This window comes from Neobacillus bataviensis LMG 21833, assembly GCF_000307875.1.
Lineage (GTDB): Bacteria > Bacillota > Bacilli > Bacillales > Cytobacillaceae > Neobacillus > Neobacillus bataviensis.
In genome coordinates, this window is sequence record NZ_AJLS01000128.1 from 1 (window position 1) to 26,037 (window position 26,037).

The following is a 26,037-nucleotide window of genomic DNA, read 5'->3' on the forward strand; positions in this document are numbered from 1 at the left end:
CGATGTTGACTTATCGTAGGGCGGAGAGCGAAGGACACTAGCCGCTAGGGCGCTGGAGCTAGACATTTCTCGAAGTCGGAACTTATAAATTCTGATATCAAATAAAAGGGTACGGTCTAGAAAAGGTGAGTTTCAATTGGAAGTAATTAAGCTTAATTTCCCATTAAACATAAATAAAAATGAAATTCCGCCCTTAGCTATGGCTTTGGGCTATTTTGACGGTGTTCATCTTGGACATCAACAAGTTGTGCTAGAGGCAAAAAAACAAGCAGATGAAAAGGGTTTACGTAGTGCTGTGATGACATTTGATCCACACCCATTAGTTGTGTTAAGTAAGAATAAGAATCATGTACAATATATAACCCCATTAGATGAAAAGGCTAAAATTATTGAATCCCTGGGGATTGATTATTTATTTATCGTCCATTTCACTGCAGAATTTGCCAACCTTTTGCCCCAGGAATTTATTGATCAATATGTCATTGGGCTAAATGCCCAGCATGTAGTAGCCGGATTTGACTTTACATATGGACGTATGGGGAAAGGTACAATGGAAACCATACTATTCCATTCTCGGGACGAATTTACTTATTCAATCGTTCCCAAGTTTGTTCATGACAGTGAAAAGGTAAGCTCCACAAGAATTCGTCATCTTATTAAGGAAGGAAATACAATGGGACTTCCAACGCTTCTTGGCAGGTACTATACAACTACCGGCACGGTCATTCACGGCGATAAACGGGGTAGAACAATCGGTTTCCCTACTGCGAATATCGACATGGAGGGTGAATATATTATTCCGCCACTCGGGGTCTACGCAGTGAGAATGAAAGTTCGTTCAGTTTGGTATAATGGAGTTTGTAATGTAGGATTTAAACCAACATTTAATGAGGAAGCTTTAAAACAGTCTGTTGAGGTTCATTTATTTCACTTTGAACAAGAAATATATGGCGACGAAGTAATCGTCGAGTGGCATCACTACATTCGTAAGGAACAAAAGTTTTCTGGAATCGAACAACTCGTCGCACAAATAGAAAAAGATAAACAGCAAACAATAAAATACTTTGAAAATAATCGACAATCTTCCTGACATTGCTGTTGAAAAGAAGTTTTTATTATAAGAAAGTAAGGTTTTAACTTGCTTTTTGACGGAAAAACATGTATTCTTAATTACGTATTAAAAACAACCTTTGCTTGGCAAGTCGAGTCACCGACGCTTGCTCGGTAACAGGGGATATGAAAATTAGGAGGTGAACTGGATGGCAATCACTCAAGAACGTAAAAATGAACTGATCAATGAGTATAAAACTCATGAGGGCGACACTGGATCTGCAGAAGTTCAAATCGCTGTCCTTACTGAATCAATCAACAATTTGAACGAGCACTTACGTACACACAAGAAGGATCACCACTCACGCCGTGGTCTTTTGAAAATGGTTGGTAAACGTCGTAATCTTTTAACATTCCTTCGTAATAAAGACGTACAACGCTACCGTGTATTAATTAATAAGCTTGGTCTACGTCGTTAGTTTACAGAAGCGGGATTTTTCCCGCTTTTTTGTTAGGTAAAAATGCGGTGGAGCCGGATCATTTAAGAAATTTCTATACATATTTTTAAGTCAGGACTAATTTGTGCATACTAGTATTAATTTGATTTAAACAATAAGCTTTTAAGGCTTTTTTTATATGATTCAAAAATTTAGTACGATGATTGCAGTGAAATGTTTTTTTGCATCATCCTCTAAGTGATTTAGATAGAGAGGGGTAAAAATATGGAACATACGAAACATGAATATTCGATGGACTGGGCTGGTCGTAAATTATCAGTTGAAATTGGTCAATTAGCTAAACAAGCAAGCGGTGCCGCACTGGTTCGCTATGGCGATACTGCTGTATTAAGTACCGCTACAGCTTCAAAAGAACCGAAGAATCTAGACTTTTTTCCATTAACAGTTAATTATGAAGAACGTTTGTATGCAGTTGGAAAAATCCCTGGAGGATTTATTAAACGTGAAGGCCGCCCAAGTGAAAAAGCGATTTTAGCAAGTCGATTAATTGATCGTCCGATTCGCCCGCTTTTTGCTGATGGGTTTCGTAATGATGTACAAGTTATTAGTATCGTTATGAGTGTCGATCAAGATTGTTCAACAGAAATGGCTGCGATGTTCGGGTCTTCCTTAGCACTTAGTACTTCAGACATTCCGTTTGAAGGGCCCATTGCCGGTGTCGTTGTCGGTCGAATCAACAATGAATTTGTGATCAACCCAACGGTTGAACAGGCCGAGAAAAGTGATATCCATTTAACCGTTGCCGGTACAAAAGATGCGATTAACATGGTTGAGGCAGGGGCGCTTGAGGTGCCTGAGGAGATCATGCTTGAGGCAATTATGTTTGGTCACAATGAAATCAAACGCCTGATTGAATTTCAAGAGAAAATTGTCGCAGAGATTGGCAAGGAGAAAAGAGAAATCAGTCTTTATGAAATTAATAAAGAGCTTGAAGCTGAAGTAAGAGAGTTATGTGAAGCTGAAATGCTCAAGGCGATTCAGGTGCAAGAAAAGCACGCACGTGAGGATGCCATTAAAGAAGTGAAGAACCAAGTTGTTGCCAAATATGTGGAACAAGAAGCAACTGACGAAGATATGAAACAAGTAAAGCAAATTTTGGACAAGATTGTCAAAGGTGAAGTCCGCCGTTTAATTACAGTGGAAAAGGTTCGTCCGGATGGGCGTAAAATTGATGAAATTCGTCCTTTATCTTCACAAGTAAGTATTTTGCCGCGTACACACGGTTCAGGCCTTTTTACACGTGGGCAAACTCAAGCCTTAAGTATTTGTACACTTGGGGCAATGGGTGATGTTCAAATTCTTGATGGGTTAGGGATTGAGGAAGAAAAGCGGTTTATGCACCACTATAACTTCCCATCCTTTAGTGTGGGAGAAACGGGTCCAATTCGTGGACCAGGCCGCAGAGAGATTGGACATGGAGCATTGGGTGAACGTGCACTTGAACCTGTTATTCCGTCTGAAAAAGATTTTCCATACACCATCCGTCTTGTTTCTGAGGTATTGGAATCAAATGGTTCCACATCACAAGCAAGTATTTGTGCAAGTACATTAGCAATGATGGATGCAGGCGTACCAATTAAAGCGCCTGTTGCCGGTATTGCTATGGGACTTGTAAAATCTGGTGAGCATTATACAGTGCTATCAGATATCCAAGGGATGGAAGACCATCTGGGAGATATGGACTTTAAAGTAGCTGGAACCGCTAAAGGGGTTACTGCTCTCCAAATGGATATTAAAATTGAAGGTCTTTCTCGTGAGATTTTAGAAGAAGCCTTACAGCAGGCAAAAGTGGGGAGAATGCACATTTTAGATTCTATGCTTGCGACTATTACAGAGCCTAGAGAAGAGCTTTCTCAGTTTGCACCGAAAATCTTAACGATGACGATTAATCCTGATAAGATTCGTGATGTTATTGGGCCAAGCGGCAAACAAATCAATAAGATTATTGAAGAAACTGGTGTTAAGATTGATATCGAGCAAGATGGTACCGTCTTTATTGCCTCAACAAATCAAGAAATGAACAATAAGGCGAAGAAAATCATTGAAGATATTGTTCGCGAAGTTCAGGTCGGTGAAATGTATCTTGGTAAGGTCAAACGGATTGAAAAATTTGGCGCCTTCGTAGAAATTTTTGCCGGTAAAGATGGTCTTGTCCATATTTCTGAACTTGCTGAGGAGCGGGTTGGAAAAGTGGAGGATGTTGTCAAGATTGGGGACGAAATGCTAGTAAAAGTAACCGAAATTGATAAACAAGGCCGTGTTAACTTATCTCGCAAGGCTGTATTAAAAGAACAGCGTGAAAAAGCAGAACAAAAGCAATAAGCAAAAAAACGTAAATTTTAAATATGAGTAAAAAAAGTCAGGGATCCCACCCTGACTTTTTATGTAATATAAACATGTCTTTCGTACTAGCACACCGGATTCAGTTCTACCTTGTCCCTTTTATACATAATCTGTATGGAAGGGGGAAAAGTAGATGAAAAAGGTCATGATAGTATTTGTTATTTGCGTGGCTGCGTGGATATCGGTAAACAATCCCATTGTGAATAAATATGTAGCCGCTTTAAAAGAATCGGCTCTTCCGGCAGTGAAGCAGTCTGATCCACTTTATCAAAGTATCATAAAAAATGCTCCTACATATGAAATTCCACCTTCCGATGCGAAAATTGATTCAGTCTGGAAGGCTATCCCAGGCTACAATGGGCTTAAAATTGATATTACTGCCTCATATAAAAATATGAAGAAAGGGCAAGTTTTTAATGAAAAGAAACTTGTTTTTGTTGAGACAAAACCAAAGGTTCATCTGCAAGATTTGCCACCTTCACCTATTTATAAAGGTAATCCGGAAAAACCAATGGTTTCTTTTATAATTAACGTGGCATGGGGAAATGAATATTTATCGGATATGCTTGCTACCTTAAAAAAACATAATGTTTCTGCGAGTTTTTTTCTTGAAGGGAATTGGGTCAAAAAGAATCCTGAGCTTGCAAAAATGATTGTAACAGCAGGACATGAGGTAGGAAATCACTCCTATAGTCATCCTGATATGAAGCGATTAACGGCATCGCAGGCGCGGGAACAAATGATAAAGACGAACGAAATTATTGAAGCTGCAACAGGAGAAAAATGTGTATGGTTCGCCCCGCCAAGTGGCAGCTATCGGGATGAGACCGTTAAAATTGCTGCCGAACAAAATATGAAGACGGTTATGTGGACAGTAGATACTGTCGACTGGCGCAAGCCATCACCTGAAGTTCTGATTAATCGTGTGATGTCAAAGATTGATAAGGGTTCAATGGTTCTTATGCATCCAACAGAATCAACCGCCAAATCGCTCAATCAGTTAATTACACTAATTGAGCAAAAGAATTTACAAATAGGTACAGTGACGGAATTAATGAGTGAGGAAAGAATTATGAAATAATTTAGGAAAAATATAACTGAAAATTGGAGAAAATACTTTTTAGAAAGTATAATAAATAATTGGAGTAGTAGCATCTGTTGTCTAGAGACTGGAGGAAGTCGATGATTAATAAGTATACATGCCAAAATGGAGTAAGAATTGTATTAGAAAATATCCCAACCGTACGATCTGTTGCTATCGGTGTATGGATTGGAACAGGCTCTAGAAATGAGAACCCGCAAACAAATGGGATTTCTCATTTCCTTGAACATATGTTTTTTAAAGGAACGACATCGAGAACTGCCAAGGAAATTGCTGAAGCATTCGATAGCATTGGCGGGCAGGTAAATGCCTTTACTTCAAAAGAGTATACTTGCTATTATGCAAAAGTCCTTGATACCCATTCAAAACTTGCTTTAGATGTCTTAGCTGACATGTTTTTTAATTCAACCTTTGTGGAAGAAGAATTAAATAAAGAAAGAAATGTTGTATTAGAAGAAATAAAAATGTATGAAGATACACCGGACGATATTGTCCATGATTTATTAACTAGAGCAGTATACGAAGACCACCCGCTTGGATATCCTATCCTTGGGACGGAAGAAACATTAAATACGTTTACAGGGGAAACACTAAAGACGTATATTTCTGAACGATATACTCCAGAAAATGTGGTTATTTCGATAGCAGGTAATGTTTCAGAAAGTTTTATCCAAGAGGTTGAAAATTATTTTGGCTCCTACCAGGGCGGGTCAAAAGAAATACCCGAAAACATCCCAGCGTTCCATTCCAATCGAATTTCAAGGAAAAAGGAAACAGAGCAGGCTCATTTATGTATTGGATTTGAAGGGCTAAAGGTTGGGCATGAGGATATATATAGTTTAATTACTTTAAACAATATATTGGGCGGCAGCATGAGCTCAAGGTTATTTCAAGAAGTCCGCGAGCAACGAGGATTAGCTTACTCCGTATTTTCTTACCATTCGGCCTATCAGGACAGCGGGATTGTGACCGTTTACGGTGGAACAGGGGCAAAGCAGTTGGATGTTTTATTTGAAACAATTCAGGAAACGCTTGATAAATTGAAGCAAAATGGAATTACTGAAAAAGAAATAACAAATAGTAAAGAGCAGCTAAAAGGAAGCCTCATGTTAAGTTTGGAAAGTACAAATAGCCGCATGAGTCGTAATGGGAAAAATGAACTTTTATTAAAACGGCATCGATCACTTGACGAAATTATTGAGCAGATTGACGCCGTATCTAAAAAGGGCGTTGACGAAATGGCAAGAGCCGTTTTTACCGATCAATATTCTGTTACTCTAATTAGCCCTGACGGCGAATTTCCAAATAAATTATCCTAATAGAAAAAACAGTTCACTTGTGTGGACTGTTTTTTCTTATGTCTAGCTCCAGAAGGAGCATTAAGCTTTTCCTAGTCTATTATGGGACTTCCTCTTATAAACTAATAGAAAGGGATAGAGAAGGGGGTTCATTTCCAGTGAGGTTAAGTGAATTAAGCGGAAAAGAAATTGTTGATGTTAAAAAGGCAGAACGACTCGGGATCCTTGGTCAAACTGATTTAGAAATTAATGAAGGTACCGGACAAATACAGGCGCTGCTAATTCCTTCATTAAAATGGTTTGGTTTTCGAAAACAAGGAGAGGAAATCAGGGTACCATGGCAGCATATAAAAAAAATTGGATCTGATATGATTATCATTGATGTTCCGGATGAGGATTAATAAATATAAGTGAAAAAAGCCTAGGCAAAATAACATTTGCATGGGCTTTTTTCATTTCGTAAGCATGGAAAACTCACCGAATGATGCAATCATACATAAGATGTTGAAGTAAATAAAAGATATGGAATTCATATTTGGACTTTTAAAAAAAAGAAGGTGAATGTTTTCATGCTGACAGGGATGCAGATAGCCGTGATTGGCGGGGATGCCAGACAGCTGGAAATCATCCGTAAGTTAACTGAATTGGATGCGAGATTATCGCTGATTGGTTTTGAACAGCTCGATCACGCCTTTACTGGTGCGGTCAAGGAAAAGTTGGATGAGGTTGATTTCTCGAATATAGACGCAATCATTTTGCCGGTAGCTGGTACAAATCTAGAAGGTAATGTAGAAACGATTTTCTCAAATGAAAAAGTGATTTTAACAGAGGAAGTCCTTTCAAATACTCCCGAACATTGCACGATTTATTCAGGAATAAGTAATCCATTTTTAAATGGATTAATAAAGCAGTCGAAAAGAACTCTAGTGCAGCTATTTTCAAGGGACGATGTAGCTATTTATAATTCAATACCTACTGTTGAAGGAACAATTATGATGGCCATCCAGCATACTGACTATACCATCCATGGTTCTAATATCACCATTTTGGGGCTAGGAAGATGTGGAATGAGTACAGCGAGGGCTTTCCATGCCCTTGGTGCGAAAGTAAAAGTTGGAGCAAGAAAAAGCGAACATCTAGCAAGAATTACCGAAATGGGTGTTACTCCATTTCATCTAAGTGATATCGTCAAAGAAATGACAGGGACGGATATTTTAATCAATACCATTCCCCATCCAATCGTAACTGCTGAAGTAATAGCGAAGTTACCAGCCCACACACTGGTTATTGATATTGCCTCAAAACCAGGCGGTACAGATTTCCGTTATGCAGAGAAGCGGGGAATTAAGGCGTTGCTTGCACCAAGTTTGCCTGGAATTGTTGCCCCGAAAACAGCCGGTATCATTCTTGCTGATGTACTTGCACAGCTACTCCAAGATGACCTGAAAAACCGAAAGGGGAAAGTAAAATGAGTTTAAATGGTAGAAGAATTGGCTTTGGTCTTACTGGCTCACATTGTACGTATGATGCAGTTTTTCCAGAAATCGAAAAGTTAGTTCAGGCCGGGGCAGAAGTATTGCCAGTTGTGACTTTTACAGTTCAAAATACAGAAACCCGTTTTGGCAAAGGGGAAGATTGGATTCAAAGAATAGAAGATTTAACAGGTCATAAGGTGATTGATTCGATTGTGAAGGCAGAGCCATTAGGGCCGAAAATCCCCCTTGATTGCATGGTGGTCGCTCCATTAACAGGCGTTTCAATGAGTAAATTTGCCAATGCGATGAATGATAGCCCTGTTTTAATGGCTGCTAAAGCAACATTAAGGAATTTAAAGCCTGTTGTCCTAGGGATTTCAACAAATGATGCCCTTGGTTTAAATGGCGTAAACTTAATGAGACTAATGGCGACAAAAAATATATACTTTATTCCATACGGGCAGGATGATCCTCTGAAAAAACCAAATTCGATGGTTGCAAGAATGACATTGTTATCTGAAACAGTGGAAGCAGCAATCGAAGGGAGACAGCTCCAACCCGTACTTGTAGAAAGATATAAAGATTCTGACTAATTCCCCCCCCCATATGTATCAAAAAAGGTTATTTCTTTAAAAGAATATGGTAAAATAAATTAATCTTTCATCAGGAGGGGGACATCCCCTTCTGAAATGATAATAATTATAGAAATAACCAGTACTTTATAGTGGAAAGATTGAAAGGGGAACTAGAAATGAATCAGCAAAATGGATATCACGTTGCCGTTGTTGGGGCAACAGGAGCAGTTGGACAACAAATGATTCAAACATTAATGAATGAGAATTTTCCAATCAGAAAGCTTACTCTTTTATCTTCTGCAAGGTCAGCAGGTAAAAAGGTTAATGTAAATGGTCAGGAAATCACAATTCAAGAAGCAAAGCCGGAGAGTTTTGAAGGTGTAGAAATTGCTTTATTCAGTGCAGGCGGCAGTGTGACAAAGGAACTTGGTCCGGAGGCAGTTAAACGGGGAGCCATCGTCGTGGACAACACTAGTGCATTTAGAATGGATGCAGATACACCACTAGTAGTTCCTGAAGTGAACGAAACGGACTTGCACCACCATAACGGAATCATTGCTAACCCAAATTGTTCAACGATCCAAATGGTAGTTGCCCTTGAGCCAATTCGTCAAAAATATGGTTTAAAAAAGGTGATTGTGTCCACCTATCAAGCGGTTTCGGGTGCAGGCGCTGCTGCAGTTGAAGAATTAATGAATCAAACAAAATCAATTATAAATGATGAAGGATATGAACCAAAGATTTTACCTGTGAAATCAGATTCAAATCATTATCAAATTGCTTTTAATGCTATTCCGCAAATTGATAAATTCCAAGATAATGGCTATACATTCGAAGAAATGAAAATGATTAATGAAACGAAAAAAATTATGCATTTACCGGAGCTACAGGTTTCTGCAACTTGTGTCCGTCTTCCTGTTGCGGTAGGTCATTCTGAATCCGTCTATTTCGAAATAGAATCTGACGAAGTTAGCGCAAATGATATTAAAGCGTTATTGAAAGATGCACCAGGTATCGTTCTTCAAGATGATCCGGAAAATCAAATCTATCCAATGCCGGCAAATTGTGTGGGGAAAAATGATGTTTTTGTAGGACGGATTAGAAAAGATATCGATGAAGACAGAGGCTTCCATATGTGGGTAGTTTCTGACAACCTCCTAAAAGGCGCTGCCTGGAACTCCGTCCAAATTGCCGAAAGTTTAGTAAAACTAGGATTAGTAAAATAAATAAAGTTACATCCAAAAAAGGCAGGTTTTGGTGTCACCATGAAAATTATTGTCCAAAAATTTGGCGGAACCTCCGTCAAAGATGAGCATAGCAGGAAACACGCTCAGGGTCATATCGAAAAGGCATTAGCTGACGGTTACAAAGTAGTTGTTGTCGTATCTGCAATGGGGAGAAAGGGAGATCCCTATGCAACCGATACACTATTATCGTTAATTGGGGGCAACCTAAGCAAAATCTCAAAACGGGAACATGATTTATTATTGTCCTGTGGAGAGGTTATTTCCAGTGTAGTTTTTTCGAATATGTTATTGGAGAGCGGAATTAATGCGGTTGCGTTAACAGGAGCACAAGCAGGCTTTCGTACCAACAATGACCACACAAATGCAAAAATAAACGAAATGAAATGTGATCGGCTTTTAAGGGAGCTTGAGAATAATGATGTCGTAGTGGTTGCCGGTTTTCAAGGTGCGGCTAAAAATGGCGATATTACCACTATAGGTCGCGGCGGAAGTGATACCTCCGCTGCAGCACTAGGAGCAGCGCTTAACGCGGAGTTGATTGATATCTTTACTGATGTAGAAGGAATCATGACTGCAGACCCGCGCATTGCCGAAAATGCCAGGCCGCTTCCAATTGTGACCTACACAGAAGTTTGTAATATGGCCTATCAGGGTGCCAAGGTCATCCATCCGAGAGCGGTGGAAATTGCGATGCAGGCAAAAGTGCCAATCCGCATTCGCTCCACATATTCCGACAACCTCGGCACGTTGGTTACAACACTAAATAAAGAGCAACGCGGCAGTGACATTAGAGAGCGTACTGTTACAGGGATTGCCCATGTATCAAACGTCACGCAAATAAAGGTTTTTGCTAAAAAAGATCAATACAATTTGCAGGCAGAAGTTTTTAAAGCAATGGCAAATGATAAAATTAGCGTTGATTTTATCAACATTTCGCCAAATGGCGTAGTTTATACGGTAACAGAGGAAATGGCGGATCAGGCGATAAAAGTTTTAAATGACCTAGGTCATGAGCCTGTTGTTGAGCGTCATTGTGCAAAGGTATCCGTTGTTGGTGCAGGTATTGCAGGTGTTCCGGGAGTTACCTCCAAAATCGTTACAGCCTTATCGGATCATGGAATACGTATTTTACAATCGGCTGACAGTCATACAACTATTTGGGTTTTAGTAAAGCAGGATGACTTAGTTAAATCTGTTAATGCCTTGCATGATGCCTTTCAATTGGAAGAAGAATCAATTGATTTTAATCTTGCAGATTTGTAAATAGAATTTCTTTTTGTTTTGAAAGGAGTAGGAAAATGGTTCATTTCGGGCGAGTTTCCACAGCAATGGTCACCCCTTTTGATAAAAAAGGGCATATTGACTTTGCTAAGACCACTCAATTAGTGAATTATCTGATAGAAAATGGAACAGACTCCCTGGTCATTGCAGGAACGACTGGTGAATCACCAACATTATCAAAAGAAGAAAAGCTGGCCTTATTTGATCACGTTGTAAAAGCTGTTAAAAAGCGAATCCCCGTCATTGCAGGTACTGGAAGTAATAATACTTATGCATCGGTTGAACTGACAAAAAAAGCAGAGCAGCTTGGTGTGGATGCGATTATGGTCGTTGCACCATACTATAATAAACCCAGTCAAGAAGGCTTGTATCAGCATTTCAAAGCAGTTGCGGAAGCAACAACGCTTCCTGTCATGGTATACAACATTCCAGGGAGGTCGGTTGTTAACATTCTTCCAGAGACGATAATCCGCCTATCTCATGTCCCTAATATTGTAGCTGTTAAGGAAGCAAGCGGGGATTTAAATGCTATGACCCACATTATTGCTAATACCGCGGAGGATTTTGTTTTATATAGCGGGGATGATGCCTTAACAATCCCGGTTCTTGCCATTGGCGGGGCTGGTGTAGTCTCCGTTGCCTCACATGTGATCGGAAATGAAATGCAAGAAATGGTCAAAGCATTTTTTGAAGGAGAAAACAGTAAGGCTGCCACAATCCATCAGCATTTGCTGCCAATTATGCAAGGTCTGTTTGCTGCTCCAAGTCCTGCTCCAGTTAAAACAGCATTACAGGTAAAGGGGCTTGACGTAGGTTCTGTCAGGCTGCCCCTTGTTGGATTAACTGAGCAAGAACGTGCCACTTTGATTTCATTATTAAAAAATATGTATTAGACCCTTGAGCCCGCCGATATGCTGTTCGGATGGCTCTTTTTTTTTGCACTTTTTGTGTGTTTGCTAATATTGGTTGTAAAGGTTTTCAACTTTCAAGTATAATAAATGTAACTGGTCTCGAGCGGGCTAAACAGCAGGTAGGAGGAAACGGAAATTGATAAAGAAAAAGAATACTTCCATTAAGTTAATTACACTTGGTGGTATTGGAGAAATCGGAAAGAATATGTATCTCGTTGAAGTGGACAAGGACATATTTATCGTTGATGCCGGCATCATGTTCCCCGAGGAAGGAATGCTGGGTATCGATATGGTCATCCCTGACCTAACGTATTTAAAAGATAATAAAGAACGGGTAAAAGCTATTTTTTTAACACATGGACATGAAGACCATATTGGTGCGCTTTCCTATGTGCTTCGACATGTTAATGTCCCTGTTTATGGTACGAAATTAACACTGGCCCTTGCACAGGCAAAGCTTAAGGAACAGGAATTTCGCGGAACTGCAAATTTAATTGAAGTTGATTCGGATACAATTGTGGAATTAGATGCTGTAAATGTTAGCTTTTTTAGAACAAACCATAGCATCCCCGATTCTGTTGGTGTTTGTATTCATACCTCAGAAGGAATTATTGTTTATACCGGTGACTTTAAATTTGACCAGGCTGCAACGAAACTTTATAAACCTGAAATTGGAAAAATGGCTGCCATCGGGGATCGTGGTGTATTATGTTTACTTTCTGATAGTACCGAAGCTGAAAGACCCGGATACACTACTTCGGAAGCTATTGTTGAACGCGAATTGTCTAATGCCCTTTATAATGCACCCGGACGTATTATAGCGGCATGTTTTGCTTCTGATATCAACAGAATTCAGCATATTTTTGATGTAGCAAGAGAAAACGGACGCAAGGTCGCAGTCGTTGGCAAGAGTCTTGAAAGAATTTATCATATTGCCCTTGATTTAGGGTATTTAGAAGTAGCGGAAGATGCTATTATCCCTATCAGTGAGATTAAAGATTATCAAGACCGTGAAATAGTTGTTTTAATGACGGGCAGTCAAGGGGAACCAATTGAGGCTCTCCAGAAAATGGCTAAGCAAACCCATAAACTTGTAAATATCCAGAAGGAAGATACCGTTTTAATTGCTGCTTCACCATTACGGGGAAGTGAAGTATTTTTATTCAAAACAATCGACATGTTGTTTAGAGCAGGGGCCAATGTCATTTCAGGCAAACGAGCAATTCATGTTTCCAGTCACGGAAGTCAGGAAGAACTAAAGTTTATGATTAACTTAATGAAACCAAAATTCTTCATACCGGTTCATGGCGAATATCGGATGCTGAAGGCACATCGAAAAGTTGCCCTGGAATGCGGTCTCGCCGATGAAAAAATCTTCATTCCTGACCGTGGTGATGTCGTTGAATGGAAGGAAGGAACTTTATCCATTACTGGAAAGGTTTCGTCCGGCAATGTCCTTATTGATGGTATTGGTGTAGGGGATGTTGGTAACATCGTGTTACGTGATAGGAAGCTCTTATCACAAGACGGGATTCTAATTGTGGTAGTTACCTTAACGAAACAAGAAAAGAAAATTGCAGCCGGGCCTGAAATAATATCTAGAGGATTTGTATATGTTCGAGAATCGGAAAAATTAATGGATGATTCGACGAAATTAGTGCGTGAGATTGTGGAAAGAAATACTGCCAAAAGTTCATTTGAATGGGCAAGCCTGAAGCAGGAAATTAGAGATGAATTAAATCGATCTTTATTTGAAAAAACAAAAAGAAGACCAATGATTCTTCCGATTATTATGGAAGTATAAATGTAAAGAATTTAAAGGTACCGGGGTTTTTCTCCAGGTACCTTTTTGCATCCTGATGGCATGAAATTATAGTAAAGGTAAACACTAACATATATCATGCTTGAAGGGAGTATTAGGATGAATAATGATATACAGAAAAATACGAGTAACCAAGAAGGGCAAGAGCCTCAAAAAGAGGAAAAGTCTTCTTCAGGATTGATAGAGAAAATTCAGCAGCTTGGACAAACAAATGTGCCACAGCTTTCACCAGATTCTAGAATTCATTGTTTAACCATTATCGGTCAAATTGAGGGGCATATGGCACTGCCGCCGCAAAATAAAACGACAAAATATGAACACTTACTGCCACAGCTTGTGGCAATTGAACAAAACCCGAAAATTGAAGGAGTTCTTATTGTTTTAAATACCGTAGGCGGGGATGTTGAGGCAGGACTTGCTATTTCCGAAATGATTGCATCTATTTCAAAACCAACCGTTTCAATCGTGCTCGGCGGCGGCCATTCAATCGGTGTTCCGATTGCTGTTTCCTGCGATTATTCCTTTATAGCGGAGACGGCAACGATGACAATTCATCCAATTCGCTTAACAGGCCTTGTCATTGGAGTTCCAGCGACTTTTGAATATTTGGATAAAATGCAAGAGCGGGTTGTTAATTTTGTCACCAAACATTCCAAAATACCAGAAGAAACGTTTAAAGATTTAATGTTTGCTAAGGGGAATTTAACGAGGGATATTGGAACGAATGTTATAGGAATTGATGCCGTGAAATCTGGATTAATTGATGAGGTAGGGGGTTTAGGCCCTGCGATGAAAAAGTTAAATGAAATGATTGATCTCCAAAAAGAAAATAATGAGGGGCTGATTCAATGATTCTTTATACGATGATGCCAAATGAACTTGTGTTTCCATATGAAGCAGAGGCTGCTAGCAAACAACAAACCATCACCTATCAAGGGATTCCACTTTTAGTAGAGTGTGTTGATCAGCAAAATGTTCAGGTTTTACGTATCTTAAGCAGCGATCCGCAGCATTATATGAATGATCAGATTTACCCTGGCTCAAAAATTTCTTTCGGTAACCTTGAAGGATTGTCCTCATTACACTAGTAGATTATGGTATAATTATCTATGCAAGACTAGAGCAGCCATATGGGCTGCTTTCCTTTTTATCCAATTTATTTATGGATTATTATGATAGGAATAATATACCAAACAGAAATGTGCAAGGTGATTAGATGGCCAAAAAAAAGCGAAGAAAACTAAAAAAGAGAGATAACCATTTAAAACGGACAGTTCAATATGAATTATCGGCACTATGTCTGTTGGCTTTAACCATTATTTCGATAGCAAAGCTTGGAGCAGTTGGGAAAGCAACCGTACTCTTCTTCCGTTTTTGGATGGGAGAATGGTATATGCTAAGTTTACTTGGATTAGTAGTCCTAAGCATATATTTGATGTGGAAAAGAGCTCTTCCTTATTTCTTCCATATTAAATTAGTCGGTTGCTATTTTATTGTTTCAGCTATTCTGCTATTAAGCCATGTAACCCTTTTTCACTTACTAACTAACAATGGAAAATTTAAAGATCCAAGTGTGATCGGAAATACATGGGAATTATTTATGATGGAAGTAAGAGGAGAAACAAGTACAACACATGATCTGGGCGGTGGAATTCTCGGAGCGATTTTGTTTGCTCTCTTTCATTACTTGTTTGCAGAAACAGGTACAAAAATTATCGCTTTTATTTTTATTTTAATCGGTATTATATTACTTACTGGAAAATCATTTGGTGATTTTGTCGGAAAAATCGTGATTACCCTATTTGATTTTTCAAAAAATCAATGGGATGCCTTTAAAACGGATATGACTGAATGGAAGCAAAAACAAGAAGAGCGTAAAAATGATAGAAGGTCGCAAAGGCAACAGGAACGGGAAAATCGCCAAAACGAGAGTGTTCCCGACATAATTAGTCAGCAGCAGCCTGAACCGGAAGAAACGAGAATTCCTGAGCCAATTATTTCAAGTTTCGCTGATAGAGCATACGTGGATGAGGCTCCAAAGGAAAAAACGGCAAAAGAACAAACAAAGGAAAGAAAAGTGAAGCCGCAAGATGACGAAGACGATCATACTCCGCCAATCACATTTACCGAAGTAGAAAATGTTGCATATGAATTACCGCCGCTTAGACTGTTAATGGCTCCAAAGAAAACAGACCAAAGTGGTGAATATGAGCTCATCCACGCAAATGCGGCTAAGCTTGAAAGGACATTTCAAAGCTTTGGTGTAAAGGCCCGTGTCACCCAAGTACATTTAGGACCAGCTGTCACAAAATATGAGGTCCACCCAGATGTCGGTGTAAAAGTTAGCAAAATTGTCAGCTTAAGTGATGATATAGCATTAGCCCTTGCTGCTAAAGGGATACGGATAGAAGCGCCTATTCCTGGAAAATCAGCCATAGGCATCGAGGTTCCAAATTCAGATGTTGCGATGGTTTCATTGAGGGAAGTATTAGAAGCAACCCAAAATGACAAGCCGGATGCTAAATTATTAATTGGTCTGGGACGAGATATTACAGGTGAAGCGGTGCTGGCAGAACTAAACAAAATGCCGCATTTACTTGTTGCTGGGGCAACGGGAAGCGGAAAAAGTGTTTGTATAAATGGCATTATTACAAGTGTTTTAATGAGGGCAAAGCCTCATGAAGTTAAATTAATGATGATCGATCCAAAAATGGTTGAACTTAACGTTTATAATGGAATTCCACATTTACTGGCACCAGTTGTAACAGATCCCAAAAAAGCTTCGCAAGCTTTAAAGAAAGTAGTAAGTGAAATGGAACGCCGCTATGAACTGTTTTCCCATACTGGAACTCGTAATATTGAAGGTTATAATGAACACGTAAGAAAACACAATCTTGAAGAAGATGACAAGCAGCCATTATTACCATATATCGTCGTCATTGTTGATGAGTTAGCCGACTTAATGATGGTTGCTTCATCAGATGTAGAGGATTCGATTACCAGGCTTGCTCAAATGGCTCGTGCAGCGGGTATCCATCTAATTATCGCAACCCAAAGGCCATCAGTTGACGTCATTACGGGTGTTATCAAAGCAAATATTCCATCACGAATTGCCTTTGCGGTGTCGAGTGCCACCGATTCAAGAACGATCTTAGATATGGGTGGGGCGGAAAAGCTGCTTGGACGAGGAGACATGTTATTCCTGCCGGTGGGAGCATCCAAGCCTGTTCGGGTTCAGGGCGCATTCCTTTCCGACCAAGAGGTTGAAGATACAGTGGAATTTGTTATTTCACAGCAAAAAGCACAGTACCAAGAAGAAATGATCCCGGATGATATTCCGGAAATAACAGGTGCTGTTGATGATGATTTGTATAATGATGCAGTTGAGTTAATCATCGATATGCAAACAGCATCCGTTTCTATGCTGCAGCGCCGCTTTCGAATCGGCTATACAAGGGCTGCCCGCCTAATAGATGAAATGGAAGCACGCGGTGTAGTAGGGCCATATGAGGGAAGTAAACCTCGTGCAGTTTTACAAACGAAATCAAATGAAGAGCAGAGTTCATAAAAAAAGGAGCCGTTTGGCTCTTTTTTTCATACTAATTTTTATAAAATCTGATACTATAGTAATAGGAGGTGGATGCCTGTATCAAGGATAATTCCTACTAATTTCCCGCAGTATTTATTCACTTTTTTGAAAGCGTTTTATTATAGCAGATTTCCGCAAAAATCTACCTTCATCTTTCCGATAATTTTTATCTTTCGACCTTTTTTCGACAAAATGGAGAATTCCTATTTATTTATTCCAAAAATAATGGTAATATAAACTTCGATTAGTAGGAATGATATCAGAGGTCTGATGTCTCAGGAAAAAGGCTGGAGGAAACAGCATGTCTATAAAGTCAGATAACCGGCATTTGTATTTACAAGTGATCGATCGGTTAAAGCAAGATATTGAACAAGGGATTTACAAAGAAAAAGAAAAATTACCTTCAGAATTTGATCTTGCTAAACAGCTTGGTGTAAGCAGGGCAACGCTCCGGGAAGCACTTCGCATTCTAGAGGAAGAAAACGTTATCATTAGGCGCCACGGTGTTGGAACCTTTGTAAACGCAAAGCCGATGTTTACTTCAGGGATTGAACAACTAAATAGCGTTACTGACATGATTAAACAAGCTGGAATGAAACCAGGTACGATTTTCCTAAGTTCATCAACGGAAGAGCCGACCGAAGAAGATATTCGCCGTTTCACATGTTCTGATAGTGAGGAAATATTCGTGATGGAAAGGGTAAGAACCGCAAACGGAGAACCAGTCGTTTATTGTATCGACAAGGTATTAGAGCGCATTTTGCCAGAAACATTTTCACATGAGAAAGAATCTATTTTTCAGATTCTGGAGGAAGGGGCAAATCGCAGAATTACATACGCGGTCGCTCAAATTGAGCCATTAGGCTATCATGAAAAAATTTCCCCCATTCTAGAATGTGATCCAGAAACAGCGTTATTAGTGTTAAAACAAATGCATTTCGACGAAATGGATGAACCTGTCCTCTTTTCCGTAAACTACTTTAAAGCGGATAAATTTAGTTTTCACGTTTTAAGGAAAAGAATTTAAATTTTTCCACCTTTTTGAAAACGCAATCAGATCTCATTTCATTATTTTCTACTTAATCAAACTAACAACATTCATTTGGGGGGCAATACCATGAAAAAGCGTAAAATTGGAATGGCGCTTTCACTCGTTCTTGCTGCTGGGACACTTTTAGGTGCTTGTGGAAAAAGTGATGACACAAGTAAAAAAGAAACAACTAAAGGTGGAGATAAAGAAAAAGCATTCTCCGTAGCAATGGTAACTGACGTCGGCGGTGTTGATGACAAATCATTTAACCAATCTGCATGGGAAGGTCTTCAAGCTTTTGGTAAAGACAATAGTCTTACAAAAGGAAAAGGTGGATTTGATTACCTTCAATCCAAATCTGATGCTGATTACTCTACAAACTTAAATAAACTAGCTCGTGAAGATTTTGACTTAGTATTCGGGATTGGCTTCTTAATGCAGGCTGCCGTGGAAGAAATTGCTAAACAACAAAAAGATGCACACTTTGCCATTATTGATGCGGAGGTTAAGCAACCGAACGTTGCCAGTGTTCTATTTAAAGAGCAAGAGGCTGCATTCCTTGCAGGTGTTGCTGCGGCACTTCAAACAAAATCAAATCACATCGGTTTCATCGGTGGAATGGAAATCCCAGTTATTGAACGCTTTGAAACTGGCTTCTTAGCAGGTGTTAAAGCTGCAAAACCTGAAGCGAAAGTGGATGTTCAATACTCAGGTGCATTTGATAAAGCGGAACTTGGCCAATCGATTGCTTCTAAAATGTATTCATCTGGTGCTGATGTTGTATTCCACGCTGCTGGTGGTACAGGTGTTGGATTATTCAAGGAAGCTAATGATCTAAAGAAAAAAGATCCTTCACGTGAAATTTGGGCAATTGGTGTTGATAGTGACCAAGCAAACATGGGTCCAGATATCGTTCTTACCTCCGCTCTTAAACGTGTAGACAATGCTGTTAAAGACCTTTCTAATAAGGCGAAAGATGGTAATTTCCCTGGTGGAGAGGTTGCCCTTTACGGTTTACATGAAGACGGAGTTGGCTTAGCTCCAATCAATGCCAAAGCAGATCAAAAAGATGCGATTGATACCGCTGTTAATGAATGGATTGAAAAGATTAAATCTGGTGCTGTAAAAGTTCCGGGAACTCGTGATGAATTAAAAACATTTAGTGCAAAATAATTTTGATGAGGAATAAGCGGGATATTACCTGCCCGCTTATTCCTTCTTAATGAAGTCTTAACTGAAGAGTAGAATTAATTTCAATTCTACTTTTCATTTAAGATTTTTAGTAGGGAGAATATCCCTGTTTTTTTAAAAAACGAAAAGGTCTGACCTCTTACTACTGCTGGTCAAAATTTCCTTTTATCTTATCACAGGGAGTGAGAAAAGATGGAATACGTTATTGAGATGCTCAACATTCGTAAAGAGTTTGGCGGTTTCGTTGCGAATGATAACATTACCCTTCAGCTGAAAAAAGGGGAGATTCATGCTTTACTCGGAGAGAATGGGGCGGGAAAATCCACGCTCATGAATGTTCTTTTTGGATTATATCAGCCAGAACAAGGTGAAATCCGTGTAAAAGGCCAGCCAGTAAATATCACAAACCCAAATATTGCAAATGATTTAGGGATTGGAATGGTGCATCAGCACTTTATGTTAGTGGATACTTTTACTGTTACAGAAAATATCATTTTAGGCCGGGAAATAACGACAGGGGGCCGAATTGATATCAATAAGGCGGAAAAAGAGGTTCGCGATATTTCTGAACGCTATGGTCTATCCGTAGACCCGCAGGCAAAAATCTCTGATATTACAGTTGGAATGCAGCAAAGGGTAGAAATATTAAAAACACTTTATCGCGGTGCTGAAATTCTTATTTTCGATGAGCCGACAGCTGTACTAACGCCTCAGGAAATCAAAGAACTTATTCAAATTATGAAAACACTTATTAAAGAAGGAAAATCCATAATTCTGATTACCCACAAATTAAAAGAAATTATGGAAGTAGCCGATCGTTGTACGGTAATTCGTAAAGGTAAAGGCATCGGCACCGTAAATGTTAGTGAAACCAATCCAAATGAGCTTGCAAGTTTAATGGTAGGCCGTGAAGTTGTTTTCAAAACAGAGAAAAAAGAGGCAGCACCAAAGCAGGATGTACTTGAAATCCACGATTTGGTTGTGAAAGATACCCGTGGTGTTACTGTCGTAAATGGACTTAATCTCTCGGTAAAAGCCGGAGAAATTGTAGGGATTGCAGGTGTTGATGGAAACGGACAATCCGAATTTATTGAAGCCATTACTGGGTTGCGGAAATCAGAAAGTGGCAGCGTAAAAGTAAATGGAAAAGAATTGATTCATCTCACCCCAAGAAAAATTACTGAATCCGGTGTTGGCCATATTCCACAAGACCGTCATAAACACGGTTTAGTGTTAAATTTTCCGATTGGAGAGAATATGGTTTTACAAAATTATTATAAAAAGCCATTTTCAAACGGTGGGATCTTAAACTTTAAAGAAATATATAAACAGGCTAAGAAACTAATCAGTGAGTTTGACGTTCGAACACCAAGTGAATATACATTGGCACGGGCTTTATCCGGCGGGAATCAGCAAAAGGCGATTATCGGGCGTGAGGTTGATCGTAATCCTGATTTACTTATAGCTGCCCAGCCTACTAGAGGATTGGACGTTGGAGCCATTGAATTTATTCATAAGCGCCTGATAGAACAACGAGATAACGGAAAAGCTGTCTTGCTGGTATCGTTTGAGTTAGATGAAATTATGAATGTCAGTGATCGGATTGCGGTTATTTATGAGGGGCAAATCGTCGCTGTAGTAAATCCAAAAGAAACAACGGAACAGGAGCTTGGATTGCTGATGGCCGGTTCGAATAGAAAGGAAGCGGGTGAAGGAACACATGTCTAAACGCTTAAAGGGTTTATTAACTCCCGTTATTGCCGTATTGTTAGGTATTTTGGTTGGAACGATTATCATGTTAGTGAGTGGATATGATCCTGTTTCTGCCTTTTCTGCGCTGTGGAATGGGGTATTTGGAGATATCTATTCTTTTGGTGAAGCAGTCAGACAGATTACTCCCTATATTTTAGCAGGGTTAGCGGTTGCTTTTGCTTTCCGTGTAGGCTTATTTAATATCGGTGTTGAAGGTCAATTTATTGTCGGCTGGCTTGCAGCGGTATGGGTGGGGGTTGCTTTTGATCTTCCTCGTGCTATTCATTTACCATTAGCCGTTATCGCTGCCATGATTGCCGGGGCACTTTGGGGATTTATCCCTGGATTTTTAAAGGCACGTTTTCGTGTTCATGAAGTTATTGTAACGATTATGATGAACTATGTGGCACTCCATGTTACCAATTATATTATAAGAAATCTCTTAGCATCAAAAAGTGGTGATAAAACAGAGATGATTCACGAATCAGCGTCTTTACGTTCTGAGTGGTTACAAAGCTTAACAGATTACTCACGTCTTCATTGGGGGATTGTTATTGCCATTATTTGTTGTTTTATTATGTGGTTTTTACTTGAAAGAACAACTAGAGGTTTTGAATTAAGAGCCGTTGGGTTTAACCAGCATGCTGCACATTATTCAGGGATGAGTGTAAATAAAAACATTATTCTCTCTATGGTGATTTCAGGGGCATTTGCCGGTCTTGCAGGATCTATGGAAGGATTAGGGACATTCGGTTATGCTGCTGTTAAAGGTGGATTTACTGGAGTTGGATTTGACGGGATTGCCGTTGCCTTATTAGGCGGTAATACAGCTATTGGTGTATTTTTATCCGCTATTCTTTTCGGTGTTTTAAAAGTAGGCGCCTTAAACATGCCGCTTGAATCAGGGGTTCCAAACGAGCTTGTTGATATTATAATAGCACTCATCGTTTTCTTCGTAGCCTCAAGCTATATCATTAGAGTGTTACTTGATCGACTAAGTAAGAAGGAGGTGAAGTAAGTGAGCTTAATGGATATCTTAATGATAGTTGTTCCATCCACGTTGTTATGGGCTGCTCCACTTGTCTTCACTGCATTAGGCGGTATTTTCTCGGAACGATCCGGTGTAGTAAATATTGGACTTGAAGGATTAATGGTTATTGGTGCATTTACAGCAATTGTGTTTAACCTTACATTTGTTACTACCTTTGGAAGCTTAACACCTTGGATTTCCATTTTAGTGGCAATGGTTGCAGGGGCTATTTTTTCCCTTTTACACGCGGTTGCTGCGATTACATTCCGTGCTGATCATACCGTTTCGGGTGTGGCGATTAACTTACTTGCAACAGGATTAACCTTGTTCCTTGTTAAGCTAATCTATGGTAAAGGTGAGACTGGTATTATCAGTGAAGGCTTTAGTAAAGTGGATATTCCGATTTTGAAGAATATTCCTGTTATTGGAAAAATATTTTTCCAAAATACGTATTGGACTTCCTTCCTAGCTATTTTTGTAGCTATCATCGTTTGGTACGTTGTTTTCAAAACACCATTTGGTCTTCGTCTTCGTTCAGTCGGCGAGCATCCAATGGCAGCTGATACAATGGGTATTAATGTAACGAAAATGCGCTATTTAGGGGTAATCCTCTCTGGGGCCCTAGGTGGTATTGGCGGTGGAGTTTATGCCCAGTCCATCACTTCTAACTTCAGCCACTCAACTATAAGTGGTCAAGGTTTCATGGCCTTAGCTGCTATGATTTTCGGAAAATGGCACCCACTTGGTGCTTTAGGGGCTGCCATATTCTTCGGTTTCGCCCAAAGTATCAGTATCATCGGGTCAAGCTTACCTTTCTTAAAGGGAATTCCGAATGTATACTTGTTAATCGCTCCATATGTGTTAACTATTTTAGCATTGACTGGGTTCATTGGCCGTGCCGATGCACCAAAAGCAAGTGGTACTCACTACGTTAAAGGTAGCAGATAATATAATGGAACCTCCAGTTCACACTGAACTGGGGGTTCTTTTCGCTTTTTAATTGGTAATACTTGTATTGTGCAAGCCTTTCAAATTATAGTAAAGAGTATAGGTTTTTTCCACAAGGAAAAGATATAAAGAAAAATGTTTACATATGTTTAAGTAAGCCTTTAAACACATAAGGAGGAATGTAGATGGATGCTACTACGGAAAAAATAACAGAAATGAGCGGGTATAAACTTCATGTCATTGCAACAGAAAAATATAAAACGAATACATTAGTTTGGAGAATGAAAGCCCCATTGACAAAAGCGGATGTCACAAAAAGAGCCCTCCTTCCCCATGTATTACAAAGCAGCTCTAGTAAGTATCCCACGACAACGGCATTACGGTCTTATTTAGATGAACTATATGGTGCGACTCTTTTCGTCGATCTGGCAAAAAAAGGTGAATACCATATTATGAGCTTTTCATTGGAAATTGCCAATGAAAAGTTTTTGAGCGATTCCAACCCGTTGTTGAAAAAAGGGTTTGAATTACTGACGGAGATTTTAACTAGTCCTAACATTTCAGGAAATGCCTTTGACAGAGAAACAGTAGATAAGGAAAAACGAACACTTAAGTCACGAATCCAATCTGTTTTTGATGATAAAATGCGTTATTCTAATGTCCGCCTTTTAGAAGAAATGTGTAAAGGTGAACCGTATGCTCTCCAAGTTAATGGAGAAGCAGCCGAAGTTGAGAGGATCACAGCGGAAATTTTATATGAATATTTCCAACAGGCCTTTTTAGAGGATGAGATGGATCTTTATGTCATAGGTGATGTAAAAGAGGATGAGGTAAGAAAAATTGCTGAAGAGCTGCTTCACTTTGAAAGCAGGGAACCGAAACAAGCAGAAGTTGAGAAAGTGGACAATAGAACAGAAGTAAATGTTGTAAAAGAAGAGCAGGATGTAAAACAAGGGAAATTAAATATCGGTTATCGAACCAATAGTGTATACGGTGACTCCGATTATTTTGCGCTTCAGGTTTTCAATGGGATCTTTGGCGGCTTTTCGCATTCCAAGTTATTTATCAATGTGCGCGAAAAAGCAAGCCTTGCCTACTATGCTGCGAGCCGCTTAGAAAGTCATAAAGGCTTAATGATGGTGATGTCAGGTATTGATCTAAAGAACTATGATCAAGCTGTTGGGATTATCCATGAGCAAATGGACGCCATGAAAAAGGGAGATTTCACTGATCAAGAGGTAGCGCAAACAAAGGCTGTTATTCAAAATCAAATCATGGAAACCATTGACACTGCCCGTGGCATAACTGAAATTCTTTATCATAATGTGGTTGCACATAGCGATATCAAACTTGAAAGTTGGATTCCAGAGATGCAAAAGGTGACAAAAGAAGAAATTATTGCCGTTGCTAATAAAATAAAGCTTGATACCATTTATTTCTTAACAGGATCGGAGGCGGGCGAATAATGGAGAAAATTTCGTTTGATCAGCTTCAGGAAGAACTTTTTCATGAAAAAATGACAAATGGGCTGAATGTTTATATTTTGCCAAAAAAGGGGTTCAATAAAACTTTTGCAACCTTTACGACAAAATATGGTTCGGTGGATAACACGTTTGTTCCATTAGGAAAAGATGAATATGAAAAGGTTCCGGATGGGATCGCCCACTTTTTAGAGCATAAGCTATTTGAAAAAGAAGATGGTGATGTGTTTCAGCAATTTAGCCGTCAAGGTGCTTCAGCCAATGCCTTTACATCGTTTACGCGTACAGCTTATTTATTTTCAAGTACATCCGATGTGGAAAAAAACCTTGAGACACTGATTGATTTTGTCCAAGAGCCTTATTTTTCCGAAAAGACAGTGGAAAAGGAAAAAGGTATTATCGGCCAGGAAATTACGATGTACGATGATAATCCTGATTGGCGTTTATACTTTGGCTTAATCCAAAACTTATATCAAAATCATCCGGTTAAAATTGATATTGCCGGCACGATTGAGTCTATTTCCCATATCACAAAAGATTGGCTTTATGAGTGTTACAATACCTTCTATCACCCGAGTAACATGCTGTTGTTTATTGTCGGTCCAGTAGATCCGGAAAAGATTATGACGCAAGTTCGCGACAACCAGGCGAAAAAGGACTATAAGGATATGCCTGAAATCAAACGAAAATTTGCTGAAGAGCCTGCCAAGGCTGCTGAAAAGAGGCAAGTACTTGAGATGAATGTACAAACATCCAAATCACTCATTGGTATTAAAGCGCTTCATGTCGACCAAACCGGTGAGGTGTTACTGAAAAATGAGTTAACGATGAACGTATTGCTTGATTTGTTGTTTGGGAAAAGCTCCGAAAATTATAATCGGCTCTACAGTGAAGGACTTATTGATGAAACTTTTTCATATGATTACACGCAAGAACAAGGTTTTGGGTTTGCTATGGTTGGAGGAGACACAGGGGAACCAGATAAACTTGCAGATGAGCTAGAAAAAATGCTTCTTGAGGCAAAAAAGGGCAGCATGTTTTCTGAACAGCAATTGGAAAGAGCGAAAAAGAAAAAAATTGGCGCCTTTTTACGTGCGGTGAATTCGCCTGAATATATTGCCAATCAATTTACTCGCTATGCATTTAATGATATGAACCTATTCGATGTAGTGCCAACACTAGAAAAAATTACATTGAATGATATTCAAACATTAGCTGCGGAGGTTATCTCAGAAGAACGCTTCTCCGTTTGCCAAGTAGTACCAAAGAAAAAATAGAAGAAGAAGCGTCGACTACCCGACGCTTCTTCTCTGTTTCATGTTTTATTAATGTCTAGCTCCAGCGCCCTAGCGGCTAGTGTCCTTCGCTCTCCGCCCTACGATAAGTCAACATCG

Annotated in this window: 22 protein-coding genes; all 22 read left to right on the top strand. The window is 39.4% G+C overall.

What is annotated here, in order from left to right; all coding sequences use genetic code 11:
* The first annotated feature begins 136 nt into the window (after positions 1-136).
* The 22 genes from ribF (at position 137) to yfmH (ending at position 25,920) form a co-directional block, all read left to right on the top strand.
* Complete coding sequence (gene ribF / locus BABA_RS18855; RefSeq protein ID WP_007086826.1) at positions 137-1,090, top strand: bifunctional riboflavin kinase/FAD synthetase; 954 nt, start codon at positions 137-139, stop codon at positions 1,088-1,090.
* 169 nt (positions 1,091-1,259) lie between these two features.
* Positions 1,260-1,529: a 30S ribosomal protein S15 gene (rpsO, locus tag BABA_RS18860; RefSeq protein ID WP_007086827.1), complete on the top strand. Its 270-nt coding sequence runs from the start codon at positions 1,260-1,262 to the stop codon at positions 1,527-1,529.
* A gap of 243 nt (positions 1,530-1,772) precedes the next feature.
* Positions 1,773-3,890, top strand: coding sequence for a polyribonucleotide nucleotidyltransferase (pnp, locus tag BABA_RS18865; RefSeq protein ID WP_007086828.1), 2,118 nt, complete (start codon positions 1,773-1,775; stop codon positions 3,888-3,890).
* Between the two features lie 154 nt (positions 3,891-4,044).
* A complete protein-coding gene (locus BABA_RS18870; protein ID WP_007086829.1) occupies positions 4,045-4,992 on the top strand; it encodes a polysaccharide deacetylase family protein in 948 nt (315 codons plus the stop codon).
* Between the two features lie 101 nt (positions 4,993-5,093).
* Positions 5,094-6,332, top strand: a complete 1,239-nt coding sequence (locus BABA_RS18875) for a M16 family metallopeptidase (protein WP_007086830.1) — start codon at positions 5,094-5,096, stop codon at positions 6,330-6,332.
* Between the two features lie 137 nt (positions 6,333-6,469).
* Positions 6,470-6,712, top strand: coding sequence for a YlmC/YmxH family sporulation protein (locus tag BABA_RS18880; protein WP_007086831.1), 243 nt, complete (start codon positions 6,470-6,472; stop codon positions 6,710-6,712).
* A 168-nt stretch (positions 6,713-6,880) separates the two neighbouring features.
* Positions 6,881-7,783 (top strand): dipicolinic acid synthetase subunit A, encoded by a 903-nt coding sequence (dpaA, locus tag BABA_RS18885; RefSeq protein ID WP_007086832.1) that lies wholly within the window; start codon positions 6,881-6,883, stop codon positions 7,781-7,783.
* Positions 7,780-8,379 carry a dipicolinate synthase subunit B gene (dpaB, locus tag BABA_RS18890; RefSeq protein ID WP_007086833.1) on the top strand — a complete coding sequence of 200 codons (600 nt, stop codon included), beginning with the start codon at positions 7,780-7,782 and terminating at the stop codon, positions 8,377-8,379. Before dpaA ends, dpaB begins: the two co-directional genes overlap by 4 nt.
* A 158-nt stretch (positions 8,380-8,537) precedes the next feature.
* Positions 8,538-9,587, top strand: a complete 1,050-nt coding sequence (gene asd, locus BABA_RS18895) for an aspartate-semialdehyde dehydrogenase (RefSeq protein WP_007086834.1) — start codon at positions 8,538-8,540, stop codon at positions 9,585-9,587.
* A 39-nt stretch (positions 9,588-9,626) separates the two neighbouring features.
* The gene (dapG, locus tag BABA_RS18900) at positions 9,627-10,871 is read left to right on the top strand and encodes an aspartate kinase (RefSeq protein ID WP_007086835.1); all 1,245 of its coding nucleotides are present in this window, start codon (positions 9,627-9,629) and stop codon (positions 10,869-10,871) included.
* A 35-nt stretch (positions 10,872-10,906) separates the two neighbouring features.
* Positions 10,907-11,782: a 4-hydroxy-tetrahydrodipicolinate synthase gene (gene dapA / locus BABA_RS18905; RefSeq protein WP_007086836.1), complete on the top strand. Its 876-nt coding sequence runs from the start codon at positions 10,907-10,909 to the stop codon at positions 11,780-11,782.
* A gap of 154 nt (positions 11,783-11,936) precedes the next feature.
* Positions 11,937-13,604: a ribonuclease J gene (locus BABA_RS18910; protein ID WP_007086837.1), complete on the top strand. Its 1,668-nt coding sequence runs from the start codon at positions 11,937-11,939 to the stop codon at positions 13,602-13,604.
* Positions 13,605-13,721: 117 nt separating this feature from the next.
* Positions 13,722-14,474, top strand: a complete 753-nt coding sequence (locus BABA_RS18915) for a ClpP family protease (protein WP_007086838.1) — start codon at positions 13,722-13,724, stop codon at positions 14,472-14,474.
* Positions 14,471-14,710, top strand: a complete 240-nt coding sequence (locus tag BABA_RS18920; protein ID WP_007086839.1) for a YlzJ-like family protein — start codon at positions 14,471-14,473, stop codon at positions 14,708-14,710. Before BABA_RS18915 ends, BABA_RS18920 begins: the two co-directional genes overlap by 4 nt.
* A 128-nt stretch (positions 14,711-14,838) precedes the next feature.
* A complete protein-coding gene (locus tag BABA_RS18925) occupies positions 14,839-17,190 on the top strand; it encodes a DNA translocase FtsK (RefSeq protein ID WP_007086840.1) in 2,352 nt (783 codons plus the stop codon).
* Between the two features lie 322 nt (positions 17,191-17,512).
* Complete coding sequence (locus tag BABA_RS18930; RefSeq protein WP_007086841.1) at positions 17,513-18,238, top strand: GntR family transcriptional regulator; 726 nt, start codon at positions 17,513-17,515, stop codon at positions 18,236-18,238.
* A 90-nt stretch (positions 18,239-18,328) separates the two neighbouring features.
* Positions 18,329-19,414, top strand: a complete 1,086-nt coding sequence (locus tag BABA_RS18935) for a BMP family lipoprotein (RefSeq protein WP_007086842.1) — start codon at positions 18,329-18,331, stop codon at positions 19,412-19,414.
* Between the two features lie 210 nt (positions 19,415-19,624).
* Positions 19,625-21,160, top strand: coding sequence for an ABC transporter ATP-binding protein (locus BABA_RS18940; RefSeq protein ID WP_007086843.1), 1,536 nt, complete (start codon positions 19,625-19,627; stop codon positions 21,158-21,160).
* Entirely contained in the window at positions 21,153-22,202 is a 1,050-nt protein-coding gene (locus BABA_RS18945; RefSeq protein ID WP_007086844.1) for an ABC transporter permease, read from the top strand. Before BABA_RS18940 ends, BABA_RS18945 begins: the two co-directional genes overlap by 8 nt.
* On the top strand, positions 22,203-23,162 hold the full coding sequence (locus tag BABA_RS18950; protein WP_007086845.1) for an ABC transporter permease: 960 nt from the start codon (positions 22,203-22,205) through the stop codon (positions 23,160-23,162).
* A 185-nt stretch (positions 23,163-23,347) separates the two neighbouring features.
* Entirely contained in the window at positions 23,348-24,628 is a 1,281-nt protein-coding gene (gene yfmF / locus BABA_RS18955; protein ID WP_007086846.1) for an EF-P 5-aminopentanol modification-associated protein YfmF, read from the top strand.
* The gene (gene yfmH / locus BABA_RS18960; RefSeq protein WP_007086847.1) at positions 24,628-25,920 is read left to right on the top strand and encodes an EF-P 5-aminopentanol modification-associated protein YfmH; all 1,293 of its coding nucleotides are present in this window, start codon (positions 24,628-24,630) and stop codon (positions 25,918-25,920) included. The genes yfmF and yfmH overlap by 1 nt, the downstream gene beginning before the upstream one ends.
* Positions 25,921-26,037 lie beyond the last annotated feature (117 nt).